The sequence below is a fragment of the Arthrobacter globiformis genome (assembly GCF_030818015.1).
Taxonomy (GTDB): domain Bacteria; phylum Actinomycetota; class Actinomycetes; order Actinomycetales; family Micrococcaceae; genus Arthrobacter; species Arthrobacter globiformis_C.
This window is the reverse complement of the sequence record NZ_JAUSZX010000001.1, coordinates 2,537,770-2,562,328: the sequence shown is the minus strand read 5'-3', so window position 1 is coordinate 2,562,328 and position 24,559 is coordinate 2,537,770. Positions and strand designations below refer to the sequence as shown.

General features: G+C 60.8%; 23 protein-coding genes and 2 pseudogenes. 14 read left to right on the top strand and 11 right to left on the bottom strand.

Going from position 1 to position 24,559, the window contains the following annotated elements; translation table 11 throughout:
- Window positions 1-19 precede the first annotated feature (19 nt).
- The 3 genes from QFZ23_RS11910 to QFZ23_RS11900 form a co-directional block, all read right to left on the bottom strand.
- Entirely contained in the window at window positions 20-277 is a 258-nt protein-coding gene (locus tag QFZ23_RS11910; protein ID WP_306923162.1) for a hypothetical protein, read from the bottom strand.
- Between the two features lie 541 nt (window positions 278-818).
- Complete coding sequence (locus QFZ23_RS11905; RefSeq protein WP_306923160.1) at window positions 819-1,406, bottom strand: recombinase family protein; 588 nt, start codon at window positions 1,404-1,406, stop codon at window positions 819-821.
- Window positions 1,407-2,462: 1,056 nt separating this feature from the next.
- On the bottom strand, window positions 2,463-3,098 hold the full coding sequence (locus QFZ23_RS11900; protein WP_306923158.1) for a hypothetical protein: 636 nt from the start codon (window positions 3,096-3,098) through the stop codon (window positions 2,463-2,465).
- 792 nt (window positions 3,099-3,890) lie between these two features.
- Here QFZ23_RS11900 and QFZ23_RS11895 point away from each other — a divergent pair.
- Window positions 3,891-4,148: a hypothetical protein gene (locus tag QFZ23_RS11895; protein ID WP_306923155.1), complete on the top strand. Its 258-nt coding sequence runs from the start codon at window positions 3,891-3,893 to the stop codon at window positions 4,146-4,148.
- A 117-nt stretch (window positions 4,149-4,265) separates the two neighbouring features.
- On the opposite strand, the gene QFZ23_RS11890 is transcribed toward QFZ23_RS11895, so the two are convergent.
- Window positions 4,266-5,543, bottom strand: a complete 1,278-nt coding sequence (locus QFZ23_RS11890; protein WP_306923152.1) for a hypothetical protein — start codon at window positions 5,541-5,543, stop codon at window positions 4,266-4,268.
- Between the two features lie 269 nt (window positions 5,544-5,812).
- On the opposite strand from QFZ23_RS11890, the gene QFZ23_RS11885 reads away from it, so the two are divergent.
- Together QFZ23_RS11885 and QFZ23_RS11880 are read left to right on the top strand one after the other, a co-directional pair.
- Entirely contained in the window at window positions 5,813-6,427 is a 615-nt protein-coding gene (locus QFZ23_RS11885; RefSeq protein WP_306923149.1) for an RNA polymerase sigma factor, read from the top strand.
- Window positions 6,424-6,972 (top strand): hypothetical protein, encoded by a 549-nt coding sequence (locus tag QFZ23_RS11880; RefSeq protein WP_306923147.1) that lies wholly within the window; start codon window positions 6,424-6,426, stop codon window positions 6,970-6,972. Before QFZ23_RS11885 ends, QFZ23_RS11880 begins: the two co-directional genes overlap by 4 nt.
- Before the next feature lie 53 nt (window positions 6,973-7,025).
- Here the strand turns inward: QFZ23_RS11880 and QFZ23_RS11875 are convergent, their stop codons facing one another.
- Complete coding sequence (locus QFZ23_RS11875) at window positions 7,026-7,493, bottom strand: hypothetical protein (RefSeq protein WP_306923145.1); 468 nt, start codon at window positions 7,491-7,493, stop codon at window positions 7,026-7,028.
- Window positions 7,494-8,131: 638 nt separating this feature from the next.
- Between QFZ23_RS11875 and QFZ23_RS11870 the strand changes: the two genes are divergently transcribed.
- Entirely contained in the window at window positions 8,132-8,311 is a 180-nt protein-coding gene (locus tag QFZ23_RS11870; protein WP_306923144.1) for a hypothetical protein, read from the top strand.
- Between the two features lie 804 nt (window positions 8,312-9,115).
- On the opposite strand, the gene QFZ23_RS11865 is transcribed toward QFZ23_RS11870, so the two are convergent.
- Together QFZ23_RS11865 and QFZ23_RS11860 are read right to left on the bottom strand one after the other, a co-directional pair.
- Complete coding sequence (locus tag QFZ23_RS11865) at window positions 9,116-9,973, bottom strand: NAD(P)-dependent oxidoreductase (RefSeq protein WP_306923143.1); 858 nt, start codon at window positions 9,971-9,973, stop codon at window positions 9,116-9,118.
- A gap of 152 nt (window positions 9,974-10,125) precedes the next feature.
- Window positions 10,126-11,007: an oxidoreductase gene (locus QFZ23_RS11860; protein WP_306923140.1), complete on the bottom strand. Its 882-nt coding sequence runs from the start codon at window positions 11,005-11,007 to the stop codon at window positions 10,126-10,128.
- Between the two features lie 116 nt (window positions 11,008-11,123).
- Between QFZ23_RS11860 and QFZ23_RS11855 the strand changes: the two genes are divergently transcribed.
- Entirely contained in the window at window positions 11,124-11,717 is a 594-nt protein-coding gene (locus tag QFZ23_RS11855; protein ID WP_306923139.1) for a TetR family transcriptional regulator, read from the top strand.
- Window positions 11,718-12,321: 604 nt separating this feature from the next.
- On the opposite strand, the gene QFZ23_RS11850 is transcribed toward QFZ23_RS11855, so the two are convergent.
- Window positions 12,322-12,507 carry a hypothetical protein gene (locus QFZ23_RS11850; RefSeq protein ID WP_306926984.1) on the bottom strand — a complete coding sequence of 62 codons (186 nt, stop codon included), beginning with the start codon at window positions 12,505-12,507 and terminating at the stop codon, window positions 12,322-12,324.
- Between QFZ23_RS11850 and QFZ23_RS11845 the strand changes: the two are divergent.
- Window positions 12,418-13,317: pseudogene (locus QFZ23_RS11845) on the top strand (transposase); the annotation flags it as partial. The gene QFZ23_RS11850 and the pseudogene QFZ23_RS11845 sit on opposite strands and share 90 nt — an antisense overlap.
- A gap of 263 nt (window positions 13,318-13,580) precedes the next feature.
- On the opposite strand, the gene QFZ23_RS11840 reads toward QFZ23_RS11845, so the two are convergent.
- Window positions 13,581-14,039, bottom strand: coding sequence for a T6SS immunity protein Tdi1 domain-containing protein (locus QFZ23_RS11840; protein ID WP_306923137.1), 459 nt, complete (start codon window positions 14,037-14,039; stop codon window positions 13,581-13,583).
- Between the two features lie 2,511 nt (window positions 14,040-16,550).
- Here QFZ23_RS11840 and QFZ23_RS11835 point away from each other — a divergent pair.
- From QFZ23_RS11835 to istB, 8 genes are all read left to right on the top strand, one after another.
- Entirely contained in the window at window positions 16,551-17,102 is a 552-nt protein-coding gene (locus QFZ23_RS11835) for an SDR family NAD(P)-dependent oxidoreductase (RefSeq protein ID WP_306923134.1), read from the top strand.
- A gap of 704 nt (window positions 17,103-17,806) precedes the next feature.
- Complete coding sequence (locus QFZ23_RS11830; RefSeq protein ID WP_306923133.1) at window positions 17,807-18,805, top strand: NADP-dependent oxidoreductase; 999 nt, start codon at window positions 17,807-17,809, stop codon at window positions 18,803-18,805.
- Between the two features lie 47 nt (window positions 18,806-18,852).
- The gene (locus tag QFZ23_RS11825; RefSeq protein WP_306923132.1) at window positions 18,853-19,719 is read left to right on the top strand and encodes an alpha/beta fold hydrolase; all 867 of its coding nucleotides are present in this window, start codon (window positions 18,853-18,855) and stop codon (window positions 19,717-19,719) included.
- A 136-nt stretch (window positions 19,720-19,855) separates the two neighbouring features.
- Window positions 19,856-20,182: a hypothetical protein gene (locus tag QFZ23_RS11820; RefSeq protein ID WP_306923130.1), complete on the top strand. Its 327-nt coding sequence runs from the start codon at window positions 19,856-19,858 to the stop codon at window positions 20,180-20,182.
- Window positions 20,176-20,496: a hypothetical protein gene (locus QFZ23_RS11815; RefSeq protein WP_306923128.1), complete on the top strand. Its 321-nt coding sequence runs from the start codon at window positions 20,176-20,178 to the stop codon at window positions 20,494-20,496. Before QFZ23_RS11820 ends, QFZ23_RS11815 begins: the two co-directional genes overlap by 7 nt.
- Window positions 20,497-20,527: 31 nt before the next feature.
- Window positions 20,528-21,130, top strand: coding sequence for a TetR/AcrR family transcriptional regulator (locus tag QFZ23_RS11810; RefSeq protein WP_306923126.1), 603 nt, complete (start codon window positions 20,528-20,530; stop codon window positions 21,128-21,130).
- Window positions 21,131-21,457: 327 nt separating this feature from the next.
- Window positions 21,458-22,672 carry an IS21 family transposase gene (gene istA / locus QFZ23_RS11805; protein WP_306922860.1) on the top strand — a complete coding sequence of 405 codons (1,215 nt, stop codon included), beginning with the start codon at window positions 21,458-21,460 and terminating at the stop codon, window positions 22,670-22,672.
- Window positions 22,672-23,460, top strand: coding sequence for an IS21-like element helper ATPase IstB (gene istB / locus QFZ23_RS11800; protein ID WP_306922858.1), 789 nt, complete (start codon window positions 22,672-22,674; stop codon window positions 23,458-23,460). The genes istA and istB overlap by 1 nt, the downstream gene beginning before the upstream one ends.
- A 6-nt stretch (window positions 23,461-23,466) precedes the next feature.
- Here the strand turns inward: istB and QFZ23_RS11795 are convergent.
- Window positions 23,467-23,999: pseudogene (locus QFZ23_RS11795) on the bottom strand (transposase); the annotation flags it as partial.
- Window positions 24,000-24,238: 239 nt separating this feature from the next.
- Window positions 24,239-24,385 (bottom strand): hypothetical protein, encoded by a 147-nt coding sequence (locus QFZ23_RS11790; RefSeq protein WP_306923124.1) that lies wholly within the window; start codon window positions 24,383-24,385, stop codon window positions 24,239-24,241.
- Between the last annotated feature and the right edge of the window lie 174 nt (window positions 24,386-24,559).

Below are 24,559 nucleotides of genomic sequence, written 5' to 3'. Positions count from 1 at the left end.
GTCCTTAAACGTTGTCAGGCTAGTAGCAACCGAGCTTGACGCCGATCTTAATCCCCCAAGGACCCTTGACGGCCTCGATGTGGCCGGTGAAGCCACGGTAGCCCGAATTGCGGCAGTAGATCCAGGCCACCGCTGCGGCGATGACCAAGATGCCAATCAGCACAAGCCAGACCCAGCGGAATTCGCTGTTCTTGTCGAGTGCGGACTTTACTGCCCGTGCAACTGCGTTTTGCGCCGAGACCTGCGCAGCAATTGCATAATCGGTGAGTGCGAGCATGGAAATACCTTCCTACAGATGCGAGTGGTTTACATGAACAGCCAAACGAATGGCGGATTCCCCCCAAATACAAACGCGGCTCGAATCCGCTATGCCCGAGCGTAGAGGTCGGACCGCTACGCGTCAACGATTTCCTCCACCGAGTTTATTTATGTCCCTGGCGAGGTCCTAACCTGATGCTGATTGTGTCTTCAGCCAACCGGCACAGCCCCGCCCACTACTTAGCGAGGGCGGTCAGAACGCCTTCCGGTCTCCGCTATTGTCGGCTGGTCCGCGACCGTGAACGGCAAAAAGCGGCCCGGCAGCATCTCCTCGGTCGTCCTGAAGGCCCACGACCAAATCGTGCTTTACCAGGGCACGCCGCCATCCCCAATGCCTTCCACGTTCGCGTTCCCGGAAGGTGAGTAAGACCGGATCTTGGACCAGCGACAGGCCCCTGCGCGGCTGGAGTTCGCGCCTCGTAATCTGACCGTCCCGGATGTTGTCCCAAAACCTGGCGCCTGAACGACAGTCACAGAGGCAACTTTCGGGATGGGTACTCTCATTCGCCTCGGGATTCCATGCTCAGGTAGCGGTAAACGGTGGCGCGGCTGGCCCCGATGATCTTTCCGATGTCAGCCGGCTTGAGTCCTCTTGTCTTCAGTTCGTGCGCCCGCAATACCTTCTCATGGTCGGCAGTGACTTCCCGTCGTCCCGCCTTTCGTCCATTGGCAGCTGTGGCAGCCATGCCGGCCTTAGTGCGCTCTGAGAGCTCGTCTCGCTCGAGTTGAGCGAAAGCAGAAATGATGGTCACCATGGCTTGTGGCATCGCTCCCCCGACGTCACTGTCGGGATCAGTTGCAATGCCGTCCCGAAGCGACCGGAACTTGATGCCCCGGGATTTGAAGTCATCCAACAGCTCAAGCAGGTGCCGAGTGTTACGCCCCAGCCGGTCCAGCTTCCACACCACGACCTCGTCACCTCTACCGAGACGATCCAATGTCCGGTCCAACTCCGGACGGCTTATCCGGGTCCCACTGATCCCGTGATCCGCGTAGATCCGTTCGCACCCCGCAGTTTCCAGCTCACGGATCTGCAGATCGGTAGCCTGATCCGCCAAGCTGACCCGGGCATATCTAAGACGCGCCATTCACTCCCCAAGTCTTATCAAAGGACAAAAACCTGTGAAGTCGAGAATCTCAAAGTGAGACACATTGGCTGGACGATGATGCGTGACCGACGTCACCCACCGACGGCGGGAAACCGCCAAATAACGATCAAACCCAAAATGGGCTGGGGCGGCCTTCTGCCGTCTTAGCAAGGGATCCATAGATAAGACAACGAACTGCCGGACACCGAATGTCCGAGCGGTAGCGATCCATGCTCCGATCTGCCTCGTAACTAACGGGATATCCAGCGATCCGACCAGAAGGTTAGGAGACGTAGTTATGAGAGTCGCCAGCCACGTACGAACCCATACGATTCCACGGAAATTAAGGCGATGCCGTCATCGCGCTCGTTCAGGCGGCGAGACGTTCCATATCCCAAGGGTTGTGAGACGGCCGTAGTGCTCCAGTTGAGGAGGCGTTAGGAGACTAGCCGGTTAGATTCTCGGACTCGAGCTTCTAAGAGAAAGGCCCGCGCGGATTCCGATCCGCAGACCCCGTTGGGGAGTCATCCGGGGCCTCACCGAAGAAGCGTCGAGCTCGTGGCAACCAAAGGGGGCCGATGAGGACCACCGGAACCAAGAACAGTAGCCATCTCCAGGATGGCGGCCACGAGAACCCGAATCCGCACAGCAAGACAGTGTAGCTCAGGTAATAGCGCATGTTTCGATCGCCATCTTTAAGGGTCTGGATAAAACTGGCACCGACGACAGAGAGCAGAAGCAAAATAAACCCAGAAAGCCAGGGAACCCACGCCGGCTGGGGTTCTTTCACCATTTCTAAAATGGCCAGAACGCCAAGAACGTCAATGCAAGCTATCGCCCCCAGTAACGCCCAAACAGCAAAGAGGACCTCGAAGGGTGGCTCCCTTTTATTCTCACCGGTACTGACTGGGCCTTCGTTCCGTCTCGCCATGGCCCGAGCCTAGACCCTGCTGTTGTCCGGAACTATCCCTTCAAGGGCCGGCAACGGGACGGCTTCGAAACCGGGCCAATGCGGGACGCTGCTGGCCCGCATGTTCCCACGTTGCCGTCTTAAATTCACCCATTTCTTTTCAGCGTTCTTTCCTCAGTTTGATAGAGATTTTCGATGACCCTCTCGGCATGAGTTGTACCGATCTTGGGATACATGGCGCGCAGCTCCATAACGGCAGCCTCATGCCCTTGATTTACGTGGATGGCTCGCAACCAGATGATATGCATGCCGGATAGGCGGAGTCCTCTCTTGGACATGTGATGCTGTTCTACAATGCGCCAGATACTCACCGCCCCTTGGGCGAGTGCGAGCGTGATAATCAGGGGCGTTAGGGCATCGATTGTTAGCGGAGTGGTTAGGTACATCGCCGTAAACCAGATCGCGATCAGAAGAGTTCCTATACCGAAATTCTGGGATCGCATCCAGTCTAAAAAACTCATCGAGTTTAAAGGCGGAACTTCCGAGCGCAGAGCCGATTCTGCCGGCTTCACCGAGAGTGCCAGCGAACTGAGAAACAGGACCAGTGACCAAATAGGGGGACTAGCGGGATCCCAAAGTTCGGCCACGGCCGCGAAGACGGATCCGATGACGGCCGCGGGCAGGAGGGCTAAGAGCATATCTGCCGGCTGCGGCCGCATTAGAACGGTAGGCGTTGATCGGCGGTCCCAAAAAAGAATGATGCAGCCTTGGATAAAGGCCATTGCAGCGAACCCTGCGGTGAACGCCGCTACTCAGCCGTGTTCGTTCTCATTCAAAACATTGCGGCTCGCCAGAGGCTCAAGCCCGCGGCAACCACTACAACTCCACCCCCCAGGACAGACACCCGCTTCGCGTTACGGATTACCCGCATGAACGACGATCCTCCCACCTAGAGCAGCGCCCCATCACTGCTTAGCTGTATCCTAGACCCGGAAACCGAGGTGCTCTCTGCAAGGGACGATTTGCCTCTGATTCCATTCGGCTTCAGCCCTGCTTTTGGGTGTTTCGAAACCTCGTCGCCTCGAAACCCTAGGGTTACGAAACGGCCGAAGTGCTCCAGTTCGAGGACCTTCAGCGGCCGTTGAATCGGACAGGGTATACGGGGCTTCCCAGGACAGCAGCCGGGTGTGGGAAGCGAGTCGAAGATCCTGGCCCGGTGATCGACCCTCTTTCGGGACGTTATGCGGACAGGCCTCTTTCGGGACGTTATGCGGACAGGCCTCTTTCGGGACGCTAGGCCAGCCGCTGGCCTATTAGGAACTTCCACCAGCCCAGGGCTGCTACAAGGCGTTGAAGCGAATAAATCGCCTGTGGCCCCCTCTTCCATTGAAGCGTTAGGCTGTTCGAACAAGTCGACAGGCTGGCCAGGGACTGAAGCAAAGGGCATGACAACTCTGCGGTCAATTAAGCGCCTGCTCATGGAGCTACCTCAGCCGGCGCGACGCTATCACGCGTTACTGTGAGCCTCACTTCTAGTCTGCCTTGCCCTTGCATTAGCGACCGCTATCTCTTGGGTGGCGCTGCTCGGCATAGGTGTGGCAAACGTCTTCGCCTTCCTCTTTGGACGCTGCATTTATCGTGATTGGAACGGGGCGGCGACTTTCTGGTCCAATACCTACAAAGAGAGTCGTGGAATTCCTCCAGATCGCTTCACCTTCTTTGATGTTCCGACAGCAAAGGCAATGGGCTTCTTCTATATGCTCATGGGTATCTACTGGACGGGCGGGGCGCTGGTTGTAACAATCCAGTCGATGCTGGCGTCGTCCATATAAAGGGACGTCGAGCGGAATTAGGACCGCGACAAATAGGTCGCAGCGCAGAAATCTTCCATTTAGCGTTCGCCGTCTGGACTGCATTGACAGCGCCCGCAGCGGATTTTCCTGCTTTCTTTACTCTTCCGGGAACTGGCGGACAATGTCGATGGGAAAGGCGTTCAGCAATTTGCGTCTGAGTTTCTTGCTGTCTTTCCAGTCATCGGTGTGGACGTCGGTGCTTCTTCCGCGCCGATCCATCAGGCAGATGCAGCCGCAGCTGCGGTCGCCTACGAGGATGACGTCGGCCAGCTTGATCGACTTCGTTTTGCCTGATTCGAGCTTCAGCAGGTGGGTTTCTGTGAGCGTTAAGGCTGCCTTAGATGTCTTGCTTCGCCATTTCTGATGCCCGTCGGGGGACTCTTGTGGCTTTAGGTCGTCTGTGCCGTTGTGGCGCTGCCAGATCTCATAGGGGTCCAGGGTGAGTTCCAGTGCGGTCGCGTCGGCTTTGCGGACCTTGGTATTCTCGTCGACAGCGACGATGAGTGATTCCAGGGATGCGGTCAGTGTGGCCCTTAATTCAGCGCTGGTTATCGAGGCGGCTGCGTCGAGCAGTGCCTGCCTGGTCGGAGTCGTTCGTCCGAGAAGGCCGTTGACTGCCACCTGAGGGAGGTGATCGGAAGCGACAGTATCGTCCCACGTGAACACTGCTTGGAGTGCGTGGCGGGCGGCCTGAACCGCGTCATCGGTGAAGCCCTCGGCTGCCACGTCACGGACAGCAGCGACGCTGGCCCGCAAAGCTGCGGCGGTGTTGGCCGCGACCGGGTCAAGGATGAGGTCGAGCTGGCAGCAGTCATTATCGAGCTGCGTTGTGAGAATCACGACCGAGTAGATGAGGCCGGTGGGGTGCCGAAGCCGTGCGAGCAGCTCATATCTCAGTGCCTCTCCAAGGAATGCGGAATTCCTCGACGGGACCATGAAGGAAAGTGCCACTCCGCTCTTCTGTGACCTGATAAGAGTTGGCGTTGTGATGACGGGATCGGGCTGGTGCCGGGTGACGGGGGTACCCTGCGGAAGACGAATGTCCAGGGAGCCGGGTACCGGCCCGGTGAAGGCGACGGCCGCGTTCTCGGCGGTGAACCACCGCTGGGCCCATTCGATCGCCTCGGCCCGGCTGATGCCTGTGATCGTCGGGGAACCAAAGTGCCCGGCCCCCTGCCCGTTCGTTCCGAACCGGCAGGTCAGCAGGCCGCTGGACACTGTACTGAACCCTTGGGGATTTTCCGCTTCCATGATTGATTTTTCCAGCGCGAGATCTTCCTCGCTTACAGCCGTAAAACCAGAAACCGCGGCCGCGATGGCATTGAGATAGCCGGCATCGGCATCGCCACAGGCGTAGAACTCAACCGAATCCATCTGTACCGCTCCGCCGTGCCACAAGTCACCGGTTGGACCATACGGAGAACGGCGTGCTCGAGCAGGTGAGTAATGCCAGCCAGCGTCACAGGTTCATTGCGGAACCCAACTCCAAACAGGCACGAGACCGGAATGGGCAAAACCAGAGACCGGTGTCTGGGGTCCGCGTATGGGGATCTGTCCCACATGGGACGGCGGGGCTGGCGGAGCTTTTGTACCTTCTGTGATTCGTGATGGAACCACTAGGGTGTTGCCGGACACTTATAGGTATGGGGGACAAAGAGACGCCATCCACGGACAGGGAGCTTTGGCTGCAGGTCATAGATGGTGACGGTGCCGCGTTCGCTTCCCTCTTCCTACGGCACCGGGACCGGGTCTTCGTTCACAGTCTCCGGCTGGTGAAAACTCCCTTTGAAGCTGAAGACGTCACCGCCATGGTGTTCCTTGAGGCCTGGCGCTGCAGATCCAGAATCCGGCTGGTCAACGATTCGATACTTGGATGGCTGCTGATAACAGCCACGAACGTGGCAAGGAACAAGATTAGGTCCAGACTGCGCTATGAACGCCTCCTGCGGAAACTTCCGCAGTCCCAGGAGATGCCCGATCACAGCGACTCTGTGGCTGAGACCTTCGACCAGGCGCGGCGGTCTGAACTCCTGCACCGGGCCTACCGTTCGCTGCGCCCGCGCGATCAGGAAGTTATTGGGCTCTGCGTTCTGGAGGACATGAGCACGGCTGAGGTGAGCGAGTTGCTGGGCATTCCGCCGGGCACCGTAAAGTCCCGGCTCTCAAGGGCCAAAGAGAAACTGGCGCAGCTGATGAACCCCCAGGCCGGATCCATGCCGGCACCGCGTCCACTTAGGCCGGAAGAGGAAACACCATGAATGAGATTCCGCGTTCACAGCGCTTCAGCGCGGAACGCAGCGCAGCCATCGAGGCGCTCCTGGCCAATGTCGCGCAGGAGGGAACCCCGGAGAACCGGCACTTCCAGAACACCAAAGGCAAGAGGATCCTGATCTCCGGTGTCGCCGTCGCCCTGGCGGCAACCGGAGGTGCCATCGTCATGCAACTGCCTGTCACGGACAAAAGCTCGATAGATTGCTTTGCACGAGCTGAACTCCACGGCAACCGTTTCCCCGGCACCACCGTGACTGTTGGAATCCCGAGCACGGCCGAGCGTCGGGACCGCAGAGTGATAATCGAAGACGCACTGTCAGTATGCCGGGATATGTGGGCTCAACATGTCCTCGACCCCAACGATCCTGACGGAAGCGCACATCCCAGCTTGCATGACCGCAGCTTCTCCTACCCCATTCCGGATCCCTTGACCGTATGCGTACTCAATGACGGCCGAGCCGCGGTCATCCCCGGAGACGAAAACGTGTGCAGTTCACTGGGGCTCGCTCTGAAAACCGACACTGTGCCCTAAATGGACCAATCCCAGCATTCGTCCCGTAGAGGGTCCTCTGTGGGGTGAACTCGCTAGCGCGTTATTGTGAGTGACTCCTGTGGCATTGCACAGGAGACGAGCTCATACTGCGCTGTTCCTTCTGCGCGGTTGTTTCTACCGGTGTCGTCGCACCAGTCGATGCTGTACGGCATTGCAGTCACCGTCGCTACTCCAACCGCTATTTTCGCAGGAACGGTGAAAACGTACGTGAATTCCCCGGCATCAGTCATTGGGGCAATTGCGTCGACGACTTTGGCGCCGCTTTTATCGGTGACACTCACTTGGACCTGAGCACTGTTGCCGTAGCGCGGGTTACATTCCGCCGCCGGCGCTGCGACTGTCACCTTGTCGCCCGGTTTAGCGCTTGCGGGATTCACCGAATAGGCAGGAGGGAAGCAAGGCGGTTCTCCGTCCGAGGATGAGGAGCAGGCACCTGCTGTAGCTACTAAAGCAGCACTAAACAGGATCACGAAGAATGACTGCCACGAATTCTTTTTCATTGGAAACCTGCCTGGGAGCTTCATGTACCCATTGTTGTCCCGCTTGCGCGACCACCCTTGAAAAGTTCAAAGTCGTCCCCGAATCGTTGTCCTCCTTCGGTACGGCCGCCATCTCTGACACACGCACCGATGAGGGTTCGGCTCCCGGTGATCCGACCGACGCCAAATGGGTGTGCCGACCCTTCAGATTCAAGCCCGTCCAAGTGACCTTCGACTGAAGCACCTGACTGCAATCCGCTCTGACGATTGGCCGGTAGGGGTATCGCCACATTCACGGATTCGTGCTGTGATGATGACCAGAGTGACAGCCCGCAATTTTGAACCACGGTGGGAGCTGACATGCAGATCCAAGGATTTTTGCACTGGCGTCCATCCCGAAGCGCGGCCGCCAAAACTGACCTCCGAATCCTTGGAGTCTTCACGGCCGCCCTGTGTCTTATCGGCCTATCTGATCTGATGTTCCAGACGAGTGGAGCAATAGTGCCCATCGTCATCCTGCTGCTCGCCGGTGGCGGGCTCCTTGCCTTCATGCGTAGATGGAAAAAGAGTCGTCACAGTTCCCCAAGCCTCCTCGTCATAGATCCACTCCGCGGCCTACGACGAGGGTCGGTGCCCTTCTGGCGAAGCAACCAACTCTCTTGAACAGTTTGGTTGTCGTGCTGGTCTACGTTGGTGTGCTGAACCTGGCGGGCGTTCTGGTCACGGGCATGACGATGGCAGGTGCCGTACTGGTGACCTTCGCCGTTGTAGCGATCGTCGGAGCATTTGCCGCATTCCGGTTCAGGCAGAACACCAGAACTGCAGGGCGCCAAGGCTAAGCCCTTGCAGGGAAGGAGCGGCGGCAACTACCGGGGAATAGCTTTTCGTGCCATTAAGGGTTCCCCCGGACGGTTCGCACCGGTTACAGCGGATACTTTCGGAGTTAGGTTTGGGGAATGAGAGAGGTTCGCCGATCGGGTGACGGTGCCTGATGTTGTCGGGCTGCCATTTCACGTCGGCCGAGATGTGGCACAGGATGCCGGCGTGACCCTGGCGAATCCTGATCCGGATGGGCCGCCCATCGGAGCCCTCGCTTGGCCCGGACTGTTCTACATCACATCGCAACATCCAGCCGCCGGTACAATCGCCTATCGCTGGGACTCGGTGGTTGTCGAGACTGTCGCGCACGGAGATTCGGAATCCAACGCCTGGCTGAAGCGCCCTGGGTGAGTATGTCAACATGACTCAGGACCACTGAGACGGCCTGATCCAGGACCACACTGGGCCTGACACAGCATCGTCTTTAGGCTTGCAATTTCGAGTGGAGCTCTGGCTCCCCGTTTTGATGGACGGTATTCGGGCGGCCAAGGAGCCCGCCTTCGGGGTGGGCTGTTTTGGGATGCTCGTCCTCCCGGGCACCGCCTGGCAGCGCCCGGGCCGGGGGCCCGGTTTCACAGCTGGATGCCGGCCCTTACGGCGTCGAGCGGGAAGGGGCTGTTCCCGGGGGACTGCCCGGTGCGTACGTGCGCGGGGTCCGAAGTGTTGCAGACCTCGTCCCGGCTGGTCCAGACACGGTAACGATCCCTGCCCTCGCGGTGTGATCCGCAGGTCCTCGTCAGAACCCGCTTAGCCAGAGACGGGTTCTAGCGTTTATCTTCGATGAGCGCGGCGAGCCCCGAGAGGCCGTTAGCGCCGGCGACGGCTCGACGGACGACGTTGGCGCGGGCACTGCCAAGCGCTTCTGTGGCCGTGGAGAACAGGTCCATGTCGATGAGTTCGAGTCCTGTGAGGTGCGCCGAGTTCTCAACGGTGATCGCCGGCCCAAACGCTTCAAGGGCGAAACTCGTGGCCGATCCCGAGCAGAAGACATCAAGCAAAGGAGTCAGGGGAAGCCCGAGTTCCTCCGCGAGGGCGAGGATTTCGATGAGGTTCTGGTGGTTCATCATCATGAGCGTGTTGTTGAAGAGTTTCCCGGACTGGCCGGAACCGATGGCTCCGACATGGATCACCCGTTTGGAGAACGTGTTGAAGACTGGCCGCAGCCGATCGACCACGGCTTCCTGCCCGCCGACGATCGTTGTGAGTTGACGCGCGAGGGCGACGGCGCGGCCCCCACTGACGGGAGCATCGACCACTTCAATGCCGTAGGGGGCGGCAAGTTCAGCGAGCTGCTGCATTGCCCGTGGGGTGCCGGTGCCTTGGTTGACGAGGACTGAGCCGCGGCGCATGTGTGCGAGCAGGCCTCCTGTTGTGGCCACTTCGAGGTTGTCCGAGTCCTCAGGCAGGCAGAGGGCGACGATGTTGCTGGCGGCGGCCAGTGCGGCAACGGTTGCATGTGCGGTGAAGGGGACGCCGGTGAGTGCTTTGAGCGAGGCCGGACGGCGCGCCCATACCTGCAGCGGATAGCCCGCGTCGGCGATGGCGGCGGCTATCGGCGCCCCCTGGTCTCCGAGCCCAACGAACCCAACGGTTGGATGGGCTGATCTTTGCGTTGTGGTCATGATGTTCCGTTCTGGAATAAAAGAAGGTCTGTATAGAGGGGCGGATCGCCCAACGTCGACGAGTAGCAGAAATGCCGGGGCGTGTGGGGTGCTGCTGGTGCAAGCACCCCACACGTGCGGCATCCGTGATGATCGGGCAGGTGCCCCGGCCCCTAGGCCCGGGCCAGCTCGACCGGCGCGATTGCGTCGAGTTCGGCGACAGCGTCCGCCGGCAGCACCAGCTCGGCAGCGGCCATGTTCTCGCGCAGGTGGGCAACTGATGAAGTTCCCGGGATCACAACGGAGGTAGCGGAGCGCTGCAGGAGCCAGGCCAGGGCTGTCTGCTGCGGGGTAGCGCCGAGCCGGGTTGCGACGGCGGTGAGGACATCGGACTGCAGGGGCGAGAAGCCGCCGAGCGGGAAGAAGGACGCGAAGGCGATGTTCTCGCGGGCGGCACGGGCGACGAGTGCGTCGTCCTCACGGTTGACGAGGTTGTAAAGATTCTGAATGGCAACGACCGGGGCGATGGTCAGCGCCTCCGTCAACTGGGCATCGGAAATGCCGCTGAGGCCCAGGTGCTTAATGACGCCCGCCTGCCGCAGTTCGGCCAGGGCTGTGAACTCGCGGGCGATGGAATCATCGGTCGTTCCATCGTGTGAGCCCAGCCGCAGGTAAACGACGTCCAGGACGTCCAGGCCAAGGTTCTCGAGGTTGGAGTAGACCTGTTCTTTCAGTGATTCCGGCTCCGTATTGGGGATCCATGAGCCGTCCTGGCCGCGAAGCGCGCCAACCTTGGTGAAGATGTGCAGGTCCTTGGCGTACGGGCTCAGGGCTTCCTTGATGATTCCGTTGGTCACGCCAGGCCCATAGAAATCGGCGGTGTCGATGTAGTTCACGCCGAGCTCTAGAGCAGTGCGGAGCACAGCAAGCGCCTGGTCACGGTCTTTGGGCTGGCCGAACACATTCGGGCCGGTCAGCTGCATGGAGCCGTAGCCGACCCGGTTGATGGTGAGGTCGTCGGCGAGAGTAAGGGTTCCACCGGGTGTGGTTGTCATGACTGTTTTCCTTTTCAAAGGGGTACCAGCAGCAGGACTAACTAACTGGTTAGCTAAAGTATGAACTGTGTCTAACCGGTTAGTCAACTAGACTGGTGGGAACGAGAGGAAATGCCATGCAGAACGCAGAAGCCACCAAGGAGCGCATCCTGAAAGCAGCACTGGGCGAGTTTTCCGCGCACGGGGTAGCCGGAGCGCGGGTTGACCGCATCGCGAAGGCGGCCGGCTGCAACAAGAACCTGATCTACATCTACTTCGACAACAAGGAGACGTTGTTTACGACGGTCCTGGAGCGGAACCTGGCCCGCGTGTACGAGGACATGCCGTTCACGCCCGAGGACCCGGCAGCCTTCGCCGGGCGGGTGTTCGACTTCTCGATGGAAAACCCGGAGCTCCTGAGGCTCCTGGCCTGGTCTACCCTTGAAGAATCGGTCGAACTCCCTGCCGGCCGCGCCGGCTCCCACAATACGAAAGTCGCAGCGGTCGCCCAGGCGCAGGTGGACGGGAAAATCAGCGCCGAGTTTTCCGCCCCGTACCTCATGACGACGATCATGGCACTGGCAACCTCGTGGTCCCCAGCCTTTCCCTTCGGGATGGCACCGGACGAGCAACAGCCCGCCCCGGCAGAGTTGCGACGCTACATTGTCCGCACGATCGCGGCCATCACAGAGGGCAGCGCAGCCGACGAAGGGCCGTCGAGGCAGGGCTAAACCGACAACATGGCGCCGGACTCCAGGGGTCGCCATTCGAAGATCCCAGGCTTTGTAGTCACCGGCAATCATCCACAAACGTGTCCCGTCTAGCCGCCCGCTCCCCCACCGCTGATATTCTCAAAAACCGATCGTTTGTGAGAAAACGTCACCTGCAGTTGTAAGGCCCGCCGAGATAGACGCTCCTAACAACCGTCGGTTGCTTCAATGGTTCCTGGTGTCTCCCCTTGCTTATCTCAGACCCAGAGCGCCAAGCCCTCCAGTGCTTCCGTCGCGGAAGTGGCGAAGATCCCTACAGGGCCGAGACCTCTGGCCTGGCCCCGATCTTCAAATGTAACGGGCGACTGCCACGGTTGGACCGACCCGTTCGGAAGCTGCGATATGTGTTCCTGGCAGCGGAAACGGTAATACTGGAAACGGACTTGAACCGGTGTGACTCAAGCGGAAACCGACGTGCCTTCGAGTACTGTCCTCCTGGATTCGTCCACCGGTTCAAGGTTCGTCGGGGGTGTTGAGTCAGGCGGACATGACTTCATAGGAGCCTGAATCAACCATTCCCATTACCGTTCTGTCTGCCCACCTGGCCTGCGTTCCCACCAGTCAGTCAGTGACCGAATGAGGGGCAGCTTCTACTTTGGATACCAAAACAAGTGTCGTCGTCGGGATCGACACCCATGCGGACACGCATCACGTGGCCGTCATTAATGAACACGGCAAACCCATCGCTGATCGGGAGTTTCTTGCAGTAGGTTCCGGATACCGCAAGATCGTAGAGTTCATCATCAGCCATGGCACGGTTATGGCCGTTGGTGTTGAAGGGACTGGCTCTTATGGAGCTGAACTCACCAAGATCCTGCGCAACGCGGGAATGAACGTGCTGGATGTTAACCGTCCGAATCGGGCCGAACGCAGGCTAAGAGGCAAGTCTGATCCGCTGGACGCCTACCAGGCTGCTCAATCGGTACTAGCCGGCAAGGGGACTTCGATACCAAAGGCAAAGGACGGCCCGGTTGAATGCCTCCGGATCCTTCGCACCGGGCGCTCTTCAGCGGTAAAGGCCCACACTGCCGCCGTCAATCAAATCAAAGGCCTTCTCGTTTCAGCTCCGGACAGCCTCAGGGCGAAGTACCGGGGTTTGAGGACCCCGGCACTGATCACGACACTTTGTCGTGCCAGGCCCTCGGGACACTTCGCTGATCCTGAGTATGTGTGCCTCTTGACCATGAAGTCCCTGGCTCTTCGCTGCCAGTCACTAGTAGCTGAGATTTCAGCGGCCGACACTGCGTTGCAGGACATCCTTGATGCCTACGCACCACTGCTGTGCGACCTTCCCGGAGTCGGAACTGAGGTAGCCAGCCAGATGCTCGTAACAGTCGGTGATAACCCGGAGCGCGTCGGCAATGAGGCACAATTCGCCTCCCTGGTCGGGGTCGCGCCTATCCCAGCATCATCGGGAAAGACAACACGACATCGGCTAAGCCGGGGCGGTGACCGCGACGCTAATCTTGCCCTGCACCGGATAGTTCTTACCCGCATGTCGACGTGCGGGCAGACAAAGACGTACGTCAGCAAGCGCACCGCTGAAGGCAAAAGTAAACGAGAGATCATTCGATGCCTCAAGCGATATGTGGCACGAGAAATTTACCGGCAGATAATGAACCCTCAACCAGCGCCCAATAACGCCGACTTGCGCCAGAGGCGCAATGAAATGGGCGTTACCCTAGCCAGTGCAGCCGGCGCTCTGGGCCAGTGGCCCTCCGTAATTTCCCGGCTCCGGGCGAGGCCTCATCCGGAACGACTACCTCGCCACGACCTACCGCCAATGGCTAACGGAGCAAACAGCCGCGATCCCGGTTTAACGAGTTACGACAGCGATATGCCACTCACTGGAGTGCCGGGCGGGAGCGTCAAAACTTGTTTGTGGATTTGGCCAGCGATATCTAGGGCCACGACGAAGTCACTGACTTCGACATTCCTGACTTCAGTTGCACCTCCCAGTACGGGTGGAACGCGGAAGCTGTAGACCTCACTCTCACCTGGTTGCAAACCAGAGCTCTCCGCTTTTCCAGCCAAACTGATCATCAAATACTCATCCTGCCCTGAACGAGAATTCAGTTCAGCATTCAACTCATCCTGATTCGACCATTGATGGTTCAGTTCGCCCGCAAGCACATCAAGGAACCAGAAGCCGTCGTCCGCTTGGAAAAAGACATCACCGAAGGGTGAAGTGAAAAGAGGGCTTTTGCCTGCGAAGTCTAGAAACGACCACGACTCGAGGGCAGCAGCGTAAAGAGAAGGTGGGAATCGACGAATGGGCTCCATATAGCGACATTAGCTGAGGCGCGCGGAGCTGCGACGGAACCACCACAAACCGCCGCGCCGAGCCCAACTCCGAGCCATACGGTTCCCGGGAAAAGCCCGATGCCCCACGTTCTCCCCCAATCCGCATTTGACGCGCATAGGAGCATCCAATGAGTGACTATTAGCTGGAGAGACTCGGCACACGAGAATTCGAGCACGTCACCCGGGCCTTGGCGACGGCCGTATTCGGGGCGGGAGTTCGCCCGTTTGGGGATCCCCTTTAGGGCTGCGCCGTGCGCCAAATAGCGCTGTGAAAACGCCGCCATTTATCGCTGAAAATCACACGAGCAGCCAGAGAACAAGGACTGAATCGGCCTCTCCCCCATTGCCCCCCGGGAGTGCATCCAGAAACGGTCGTTTTTGACACGCAGCTCACAATCAAATGGGTGTGTGAACACACAGAGATGGAGTTGATTCTTGTTCCCGCCTTGATCACTGGCCTAGTTACTGGTCTGATCGCACTATGCGGTGTTGTCTACACCCAGAGACAAGCCGCTGCAAGAGAAGCCGAGAAGTGGGCCCGGGATCAGGCTCATTCGGCCGCGGAGCACGAACGCCAGCGCCGGATCTGGGCAAAAGACCACAGATTCAAGGCACATGTGAGCTTCATGGCGGAGCATCACCGCGCCTCGCACGGGGCGGACAATCTTCTGATCAAGTCACCGAGGTGGGCCGGGCAGGTGCCGGCCGCCCACCTAACGGACGGACATGTCGATAACAGGACACCCGGACGGGGCCAAGCGTTTAATGAGTCACGTCCGCGGGGCGGAACGGCCTGCAACTACTCTGCCAGCCAATCCCAGACCAGCCACCCCAATCCTCACACGCGTTTAGGGCGTGCTCTCCCTTTCGCTTGGCCCCCCCAATAAGCGAAAGTGTTTCGAACTACCGAGAAGAACGCCGCGCAAATGACTCGTACCGCCGGGGTTCTTCTTCGAAGCCCATCCTTCACGGCTCAGATGTGCCCTGTCGGGCTGCTTGACGGCAGTGCTGGAACCTTACTTGGACTACTGGCCCCGCCAGCAGCGTCAGTCGCTCAATCTTGTTGCATTGGCAGTGGCAGGCGAAGATGGGAAATCCGTGCCTTAGGTGATCTCCGCGCATGATGATGCCGGCTGAGCGGTTACTACTTGGGTATTCGGATCGTGCTCTAGGGCCGGCCTTCCGGCCACGATCACTGTAGCGCGCTCCCATGGCCGGTCTTCAAGTAGGAAGGGAATTTCTTGTTCTTCCCACTCCCTGTGCAGGTCTTCTTCTTCCTGGCCATCTCGTGCCCGGAGGCGTCGTCGGGCTTCAAGGTTTTCGCACTGCACCCAGATCGAAGCGTCGATTAGGTCGGAGAGTGCTTTCCGTGATGATCCGCTCCCTTCCACCCACACCACGGAGCGCCCGGCGGGTAGAGCTATGGCACCTGGACGTTCTCGGGCCACCCAACCCGGCGGACGGTAATGGACTGCCTCGCCTTGGAGCAGGGGTTCGAGGACACCATCACGGAGTTCATCGGCCCAGTCAAAAAACGAAAGATGCCACGCTACATCGTCCGTGTGAACGACATCTGAGTCCGGCACTTGAGCTAGTAGACGATCGACCAGGGTGGTCTTGCCTGCGCCGCTCCTTCCATCTACCGCTACAATCCAGGGGCGGTTCGGACGTTGTCCTGCTGCCGGCAGTAACCGCCGCACCAAGCCTTCCAGTGACTCGGCTTGCCACGGTCCCGCATCCGGTTCGCCGACTTCCGGTTTCAGATCCATGGTTACCTCGACTTCGACTATCGGTCCCGTCCAAAGCTGCCTGGTATGAAGTCTCAAGAGTTGCCGTGTTGAGCGCAAGCTCCTCTCGGGGCCAAGGATAGCTGGTGTACTTCAATCTATGTCGGCCTGCCGTATTACGGGTGTCCCGCTGGATCAGTGCGATAAAGGTCTAGGGTCATTTCCCTGTTGTGGGGAGAGCGCGGTGCCGTAGCGCAGCAACGTGCGCTAATCGCGGACCGGCCCTCCGAAGGCCCATGCCGCCGCATGCCGCAGGCCTTGAGCAGCACTTTGACTCGGACACGGCAGTAGGACAGCGACTATCAGGAGCACTGTCCGAATGAACTACAGCCCAACCTGACGTCAGGACGAAGCGCCTAAAGCGTCATAATAGGGCTCGCTTGATCTACTTCTGACACTGACCCGAGAAACTGTTGGATCGCAACGTGACACGTCTGGCTCGTTCCCCAACGGCAGGGCGACATCGGGAGCCACATTATGGGTTCTTATCGGCTGAGGGTGCTTCGGCCTCCCACCACTCCGTCATGTAGTCATCCAACAGACCGGCCATGAACAGACACGAAAGACCAGCCAGGCAGCAGATACCTCACGTCGGGATATCGTGCCAAAAATCCACTGCGTCAGGTAGTAGACACCGAAAGCAACCACGAAGTGGTAACGGCGAGAAACCATCGATCCGGGGAGGAAAGGCGATGCGAACTTCATGGGCTACATGGCAGCGATGTGGGCACCCCGTCGGGCACGGCAACTGGGGCGCGAGCATGATCTACGCCACCGGCCGCACTCCCACACCTGGGAGGACGAGCGCGTCCTCCCCCTCCCCCTCGACGTCACCGACCCCGCCAGCATCCAGGCAGCCGTCGACGCCGCCGGGGACGTCACGGTGCTGATCAACAATGACGGAGCCTCCGTGGCAAGCCCAGGCATCCTCACCCACACTGACGCGGAAATCCGGACCAACGTCGAGACGAATTTCCTCGGCCCACTGTTCCTCGCCCGCGCCTTCGCACCGACCCTGTACGCGAAAGATGAGTCGATATTCATCGACATCCACTCCGCAATGAGCTGGTACGCCATTGGTGGCGTTTACAGCGCCGGCAGGGCCGCCCTCTGGTCGGCCACCAACTCACTGCGCCTGGAACTCGCCCCGGAAGGGGTGCACGTGGTGGGCGTGCACGTCGTGTACGTCGACACGGTAATGGCTGCAACGCCACCGATCCTAAGATGGACCCGGCCGATCTCGTACGCACCGTAATGGATGCCGTCCAAGCAGGCGAGTACGAAGTTCTCGCCGACGAGACATCCGTGCAGCTCAAGGCCAAACTCAGCGCCCCCTCGAGACCCTCTACCCACAACCTACCCGCAACAAAGCCTAGGAAAACGATAGTGCCGTGGTCATGACTCAAGTTCACGACCACGGCCCTACAAGCTGGGATCATCGAACCGGCATGGGCACTGCGAGCAGGGGAGACGAAGATTACCCCGCTTCATATGCGCAGACGGGCGCGCTCCGCGACTCGCTCCTACCCGCAACCGAAAGGCTCTCGTCTGGAGAGTCGTAAGCGGCCCGCATGCCGGCCGCTTACGACAGCCATCGCAATACGCGCCAACCGGTGGCCGGCGACGCGGCCAAAACCGGGCTACATCGGAACCTGCGCCAAAGTTAACACCAGCCCTTAACCCTGCGGTCAACCCCGAGCAGCAGACCTACGGAACTCCAGCGCTTCCCTGGCCACAAGAGAGAGAACTCGTCTGTGGCATCGGGGCAGACAGGGCCAGCTGGGCGTCTCTTGACAAGTATCTGAGTGCAGTCATAATTGAGTTAAATCAATATTTGATGGTCCAGCTCCACGAGTAGCGGCCCGGACAACGTGTCCGGCGCGACTGGATGGCCCCGGATATTGCTGTCCTAGTGGCAGCAACTGCTAACCAACCTCATTACAGAAGGAGCATCCCGGCATGCGAGCGTTCGTCGTCACCAAGTACAAGGAGCCTCTGCGCGAAGTTGAGGTCGCTGAGCCGGCCGTCGGCGAACTGGACGTGCTCGTCCAGGTTCAAGCGGCGGGCCTGAACCCGTTGGACGAGAAGATCCGGCTGGGTGAGTTCAAACAGATCCTCCCCTACAGGCTCCAGCTGATCCTCGGCAACGACGTGGCTGGCACCGTCCTGCAGGTAGGGGCTAAGGTGCGCGGTTTTAAGCCCGGTGATGAGGTTTACGGCCGCCCTGACAAGGACCGCATCGGCACGTTCGCCGAGCGCATCGCCGTCGCCGAGGAGGACCTTGCGTTGAAGCCCGCATCGGCCAGCATGGAGGAGGCCGGCTCGCTGCCGCTCGTGGCGCTGACCGCTTGGCAGGCCCTCGTCGAGCGGAGCAACGTGCGGGCCGGGCAGAAGGTTCTCATTCACGCAGGTGCCGGCGGGGTCGGCTCGGTTGCCATCCAGCTCGCCAAGCACCTCGGCGCGGCCGTTGCCACCACCGCTAGCAGCTCCAACGCCGGCTTCGTGCGGGACCTCGGCGCGGACATCGTGATCGACTACCGCACCCAGGACTTTGAGCAGCTCCTCAGCGGTTACGACCTCGTGCTCGATAGCCTCGGCGGGGAGAACCTGCAGAAGTCACTGCGCGTCCTGAAGCCCGGCGGAAAGGTGATTGGAATCGCCGGACCGCCGGATCCGGCGTTCGCTCGCGAAGCCGGGCTGAATCCTGTGCTGCGCCTGGCGGTCACCGTGCTTAGCAGCAAGATTCGGCGGCAGGCGAGCAAGCTCGGCGTCAGCTATGAGTTCCTCTTCATGCGGGCCAGCGGCGACCAACTGCGCCAGATCGCATCGCTGGTCGACGACGGCGTGCTGCGCCCCACCGTAGGGAAGGTCTTCAGCTTTGACCAGACCCCAGAGGCGCTGCAGTCCCTGGCCGAGGGCGGCATCCGCGGCAAAGCAGTCGTCGCTCTTACCCACTGACCCCCCATCCTTTTCGTCATCACAAACCACGCAGGAGAAGTACCGTAATGGACAACACCAACACCCCGAAGGAATTCCTCGTCACCTCGTACGCGAAAGCACCTGCCAGCGCCATCACCGCCAGAGGCATCACCTATGCTTACCGCGAGCTGGGGCCGAAGGGCGGCATCCCGGTCGTGTTTTTCGTGCACCTCGCCGCCACGATGGATAACTGGGATCCCCGGATCATCGACCCCATTGCCAAGAACCGCCACGTCATCACCTTCGACCTGCCCGGCGTTGGCGCGTCCACCGGGCATGTTCCCGACAGCATCGAGGCAATGGCCGACGACGCCTACACCTTCATTAACGCCCTCGGGTTCGACAAAATCGATGTCTTCGCCTTCTCACTGGGCGGCATGATCGCCCAGGACCTGGCCCTCAAGCATCCGAACCTTGTCCGCAAGCTCGTGCTGACCGGGACCGGCCCGCGGGGAGGCAAAGACATCGACAGGGTCGTCGGCACCACCTACCGGGACATTTTCCGCGCAACCCTGACAAGGTCGGACCCCAAGGAATTCCTGTTCTTCAACCGCAACAGCACCGGCAAACCCGCAGCGAAAGCGTTCATCAAGCGCCTTAAGGAGCGCACGGTCGACCGTGACAAGCCGATCAGCACCCTTGCGTTCCAGACGCAGCTGAGGGCAATCCAGAAGTTCGGCCGCTCCGCCCCAGCGGACCTGTCCACGCTCACGCACCCAACCCTTATCGCCAACGGTGACAACGACCGCATGGTGCCTTCCGTCCTCTCCGAGGACCTGCATCGACGCATCGAGGGATCCGAACTGATCATCTACCCTGACTCCGGTCACGGCGGCATCTTCCAGTATCACGCCAAGTTCGCCCCCGCCGCCGTCGAATTCCTCACCCCCTGACCATTCCCGCTCGCGACAGGAAGGCACGAATGGGCACCTCACCGTCAACATCATCGCCGCCACCCCAGGCCTGTCGGAATACCGGCAGATCCACCTCGCCGAAAACAAACCCGGCCTGTGGCCCGCCACGGCCGGCGTGGAGACCGCCATCCCGGATGACCTGAAGATCGACGGCGTCGCGGAAGTCACCTTCCAATCCGTGCTCTCCCCGCTGCAGGGGCGCAAGCAGACCGCTCTGGCATATAAGGACGAGGTCAACGTATTCCGCCGCACGGTTCTCTACGCCACTCGGCGAAAGTCTTCCCGCTGGTACGACGGCGCCACCCCGGCAGAGACAGTCGGCTCCCGCGTGGTCATCTTCCACCGCATCTTCCTCCGCCGCCGCCACGGTGTCCGCGGAAGCGCGTTTCACAAATTCACAAACAAGCAACTCGTCCACGCCCTCGGCGAACCGGCTTGCTGAAGGAACTGCGCACGCAGTCCTTCATGCCATGGATCAACAAGATGTGGGAGAAACCCAACGTCGCCCACGGCAACCCCAGCGACCAGCACTTTCGCGCCTCCCTCATCCTGGGCTTCGCCAACAACGCCGCCTGCGACACCTTCTTCAGCAGCAGCACGGTTGAAAAGCTTTCCCGCCAGCTGACCCCGCTGGCCCCCGCGATCCACGCCTACGACGTCGAAGCCGCCCTCACCTATGCCAGGCAAGACGGCCACCACCAACAGGAGAGCACCCGCGGGAGGAATCGGGCTCGGGCTCGTTATACTCAATACTGAGTCCAGTCAGTTTACGTCCGGAGGAACCCCCATGCCTGTCACGTCCCAGCCGATCGGACGGCGCGAGCGGAACAAGCAGCATAAACTCGACCGCATCACCGCCGCAGCCAGCGAACTGTTCGCGGAACACGGCATCGAGGACGTCACAACCCAGCAAATCGCCGAAAAGGCCGACATCGGCACCGGAACCCTGTTCCTCTACGCCAAAACCAAAGGAGAACTCCTCCTGCTCGTTCAGAACGCCCACTACGCCGAAGCCCTCGAGCGGGGCCGTGCAGATGCCGAAAGCATCCCCGATGCACTGGAAGCAGTGATGGCCATCGTGCGGCCAATCGTGGAGTGCAACCGAACCCAAGTCGACAACGGGCGCACCTACCTGCGCGAGATGGTCTTCGGCGACTCGACGGAGCCGCACCACAGCGAGGCCCTCTCCATCGTGGCGAAAACCGAGGAGGCCATCGCTGCCGTTCTGGCCAGAGATGGGCTGACCGGTGCCGCTGATGCCGCAACAACGGCACACATTGTCTCGGCAATCATGTTCCTCAGCATGGCAGCAAGCGTGAACGCTGCCTCGAGTACCGATGCAATCACTCACGACATCCGCACCCAAACCAGCCTGCTCGTACCCCGCTAACGCCTCCGGTAAGAACATCGACAAGGTGCACTGTCTAGGGCAGGCCCCCTTGGGCGATTATTCGGCAGAGCTGGTGGTCCAGCGCGCAGGCAGCCATGTTCCAAAAACCGTCCTTGCTCGTGACGACGGAATCAACAGGGAGACCCTCTACCAGAACCTGCGCCACACCCAGAGGGATGAATCGCTCACCTGCCGGCGCGGGACTGTCCGATTTTCGGTGGATCCCCGGTTGGCGTTTAGTTGATTCTTCCGTCTGTCGGTGACGGTCGAAAATTGAGCCATTGTGCCGGTTGAAAACTGAGCCACCCGTTCCAAACGATTGGGTGGGTGATCACAGTGGAGGATTGGGCGCTTATTCGGCGGTTGCATCTTGCCGAGGGTGAGTCGATGAGGTCGATAGCGGCGCGGCTGGGCATTTCCCGGAACACGGTCGCGAAAGCGGTCAGCGCTGAGAGCCCGCCGACGTATGTTCGGGCGCCTCGGGACTCCGGGATCAAAGCGGTCGAGCCGGCCATACGGGCGCTGCTGAGGGAGAACCCGCGGATGCCGGCCACGGTGCTTGCAGAACGCGTGGGCTGGTCCGGGTCGCCGGCCTGGTTCAGGGAAAACGTGGCCAGGATCCGGCCGGAGTATGCCCCGGCTGACCCTGCTGACCGGATCACTTACGAACCCGGGGATCAGGCGCAGTGCGACCTGTGGTTCCCGGAGGTGCGAATCCCGGTTGGGGCGGGAAAGCCAAGGATCCTGCCGGTGCTGGTCATGGTGTCCTCGCATTCGCGGTTCGTCATGGCGCGGATGATTCCGTCCCGCATGACCGGGGATTTGCTGGCCGGGATGTGGGAGCTGATCGGTGGTTTGGGGGCGGTTCCGAGGCGGCTGATCTGGGACAACGAAACCGGGATCGGGCGACGGAACAGCTTCGCGGCCGGAGTACCGGCGTTCGCTGGAGTGCTCGCGACCAGGATCGTGCAGGTCAGGCCCTACGACCCGGAGAGCAAGGGAGTCGTGGAGCGGACGAACCAGTTCCTGGAGACCTCGTTCCTGCCGGGACGGTCCTTCGCTTCGCCGGAGGACTTCAACGCCCAGCTCGCGGAGTGGCTGCTCAAGGCCAATACCCGGCTGGTCCGCCGGATTGGTGCCCGGCCCACGGAACTTCTCCCTCAGGACAAGGCGGCGATGCTTGGATTGCCGCCGGTTCCGCCGGTGACAGGGTTCGCCGCGAGGGTCAGGCTCCCACGGGATTACTACGTCAGGATGGGATCCAACGACTACTCCGTGCACCCGCAGGCTATCGGTAGGTTCGTCGACGTCACCGCAGACCTGGCCACTGTCCGCGTCAGCCTGGATGGCAGAAGCGTCGGAGACCACTCCCGCTCTTGGGGCACTGGCCTGACGATCACCGATCCGGTCCACGTCGACGCTGCCCGGACGCTGCGGAAAGCCTTCCAAAACCCGGTGCCCGCGGAGCGCGCCGGAGTGCGGGACCTGGCCGACTACGACCGCGCATTCGGCGTCGTTCTCGATGATGGGCAGGTCGCCTGATGCCCGAGGCCAAAGAAACCGCAGGACAGATCGAGTACTACTCCCGGGCCATGAAGGCACCCCGTATCCGGGAAGCAGCGGCCCGGCTCGCTGACCAGGCAAGAGACGGCGGCTGGACCCACGAGGAATACCTCGCCGCGGTCCTGTCCCGGGAAGTCGCCGCCAGGGAGGCCTCCGGAGCTGAAGCCCGGGCCAGGGCCGCAGGATTCCCGGCCCGAAAATCGCTCGAGGACTTCAGCTTCGACCACCAGCCCGGCCTCAAACGCGACACCATCGCGCACCTGGCCACGGGCGCATTCCTCAGCGAAGCGTCCAACATTGTCCTGCTCGGCCCGCCCGGGACCGGCAAGACACATCTCGCTACCGGGCTCGGCCTCCGGGCCACCCTGCTCGGCCACCGGGTCCTGTTCGCCACCGCCATCGACTGGGTCGCCCGGCTCCAGGCTGCTCATCAAAATGGGCGGCTGCCACAGGAACTGGTCAGGCTGCGCCGCTACGGGCTGATCATCGTCGACGAGGTCGGCTACATCCCGTTCGAGCAGGACGCGGCGAACCTGTTCTTCCAACTCGTCTCATCGCGCTACGAACACGCCTCGCTGATCCTGACCTCGAACCTGCCCTTCGCCCGCTGGGGTGACGTCTTCGGAGACCAGGTCGTGGCCTCGGCCATGATTGACCGGATCGTCCACCACGCCGAAGTCATTACCCTCAAGGGCTCCAGCTACCGGCTCAAACACACGCAAGCGGACTCGTTGCCCTCGACACGGCCAGAAAATACGGCAGAATAACCAACGTCAACGTGGCTCAGTTTTCAACCCGCGAAATGGCTCACTTTTCGACCATCGCTGACATCCGTCGAAGCCGATGGCGAAGGCGTTCAGGGCCGGCTTCCATCGTGTGGCCCATCGTGCCCTGCCTTTGCCGGTGGGGTCCAGTGCCCGGGTGGCGAGGTAGAGGCATTCAGGGCCGCCTGCTCGCTGGGGAAATGGCCCCGGGCCCTGGCCGCGCGCCGGTAGCGGGCGTTGAGGTATTCGGTGGCGTTGGCGCTGCAGATGACCCGCCGGATTTCGGCGTCGTAGTCCAGGAACGGCACGAACTCGCTCCAGGCGTTTTCCCACAGCCGGGTGATCGCCGGGTACTGCCGGCCCCGTTTGCCCGAGAACTCCACAAATCGCTCCTTCGCCGCGGCCTCGGACGGTGCCGTGTAGACCGGGCGAAGGTCACGGGACATCTCGTCCCAGTACTGCCGGGCCGCGTAGCGGAAGGTGTTGCGGATCAGGTGCACGATGCAGGTCTGGACCACCGCCAGGGCCCGGACCGTGCTGATGGCCAACTACCGCGCACAACCTCTGCGCCCCCCCGCGTCGAGGTCGTCCAGCCAGTCCAGTGCATCGTCATTCTCGAAAGGCAAAAAGCCTCATGCGCCGATCTGTTCGCCCTTTCGGTAGCCGTTTAACTGTGGATTGAGCCTAATCTGACCGAAGCTCTCGGCGCGAGAGCTGAAACTGCCTGCCGGCAGCTCAAGCGGAGTCAGTCGGTGCTCCGACTGTCCATGGACAGTTGCGGCTACCCCGGAGCCGTGAAGAAGGCCTTCGGGTCGTCGGCGCCGAGCAGGTCGTGATGGAACACGATGGCGTCCACAGGACGGGTGTCGGCGAACAGCACCGCCACGGCCTGGGAGTGGACGACGGTGTAGCGGGTGAGGCCGTCCACCCAGGAACGGATCCCGGTGTACGCCTCGACGTCCAGCCGTCACCGAGCAGGCCCCGCTCCGAGAGCAGGTCGTAGACAACATTCCAGGCGCGATCCATCAGGTCGTTGATCACCGCTTCCACTGTTGGAGCCGTCACGCCTTCATGGTCCTCCCGGGCACCGACAGGATGGCGG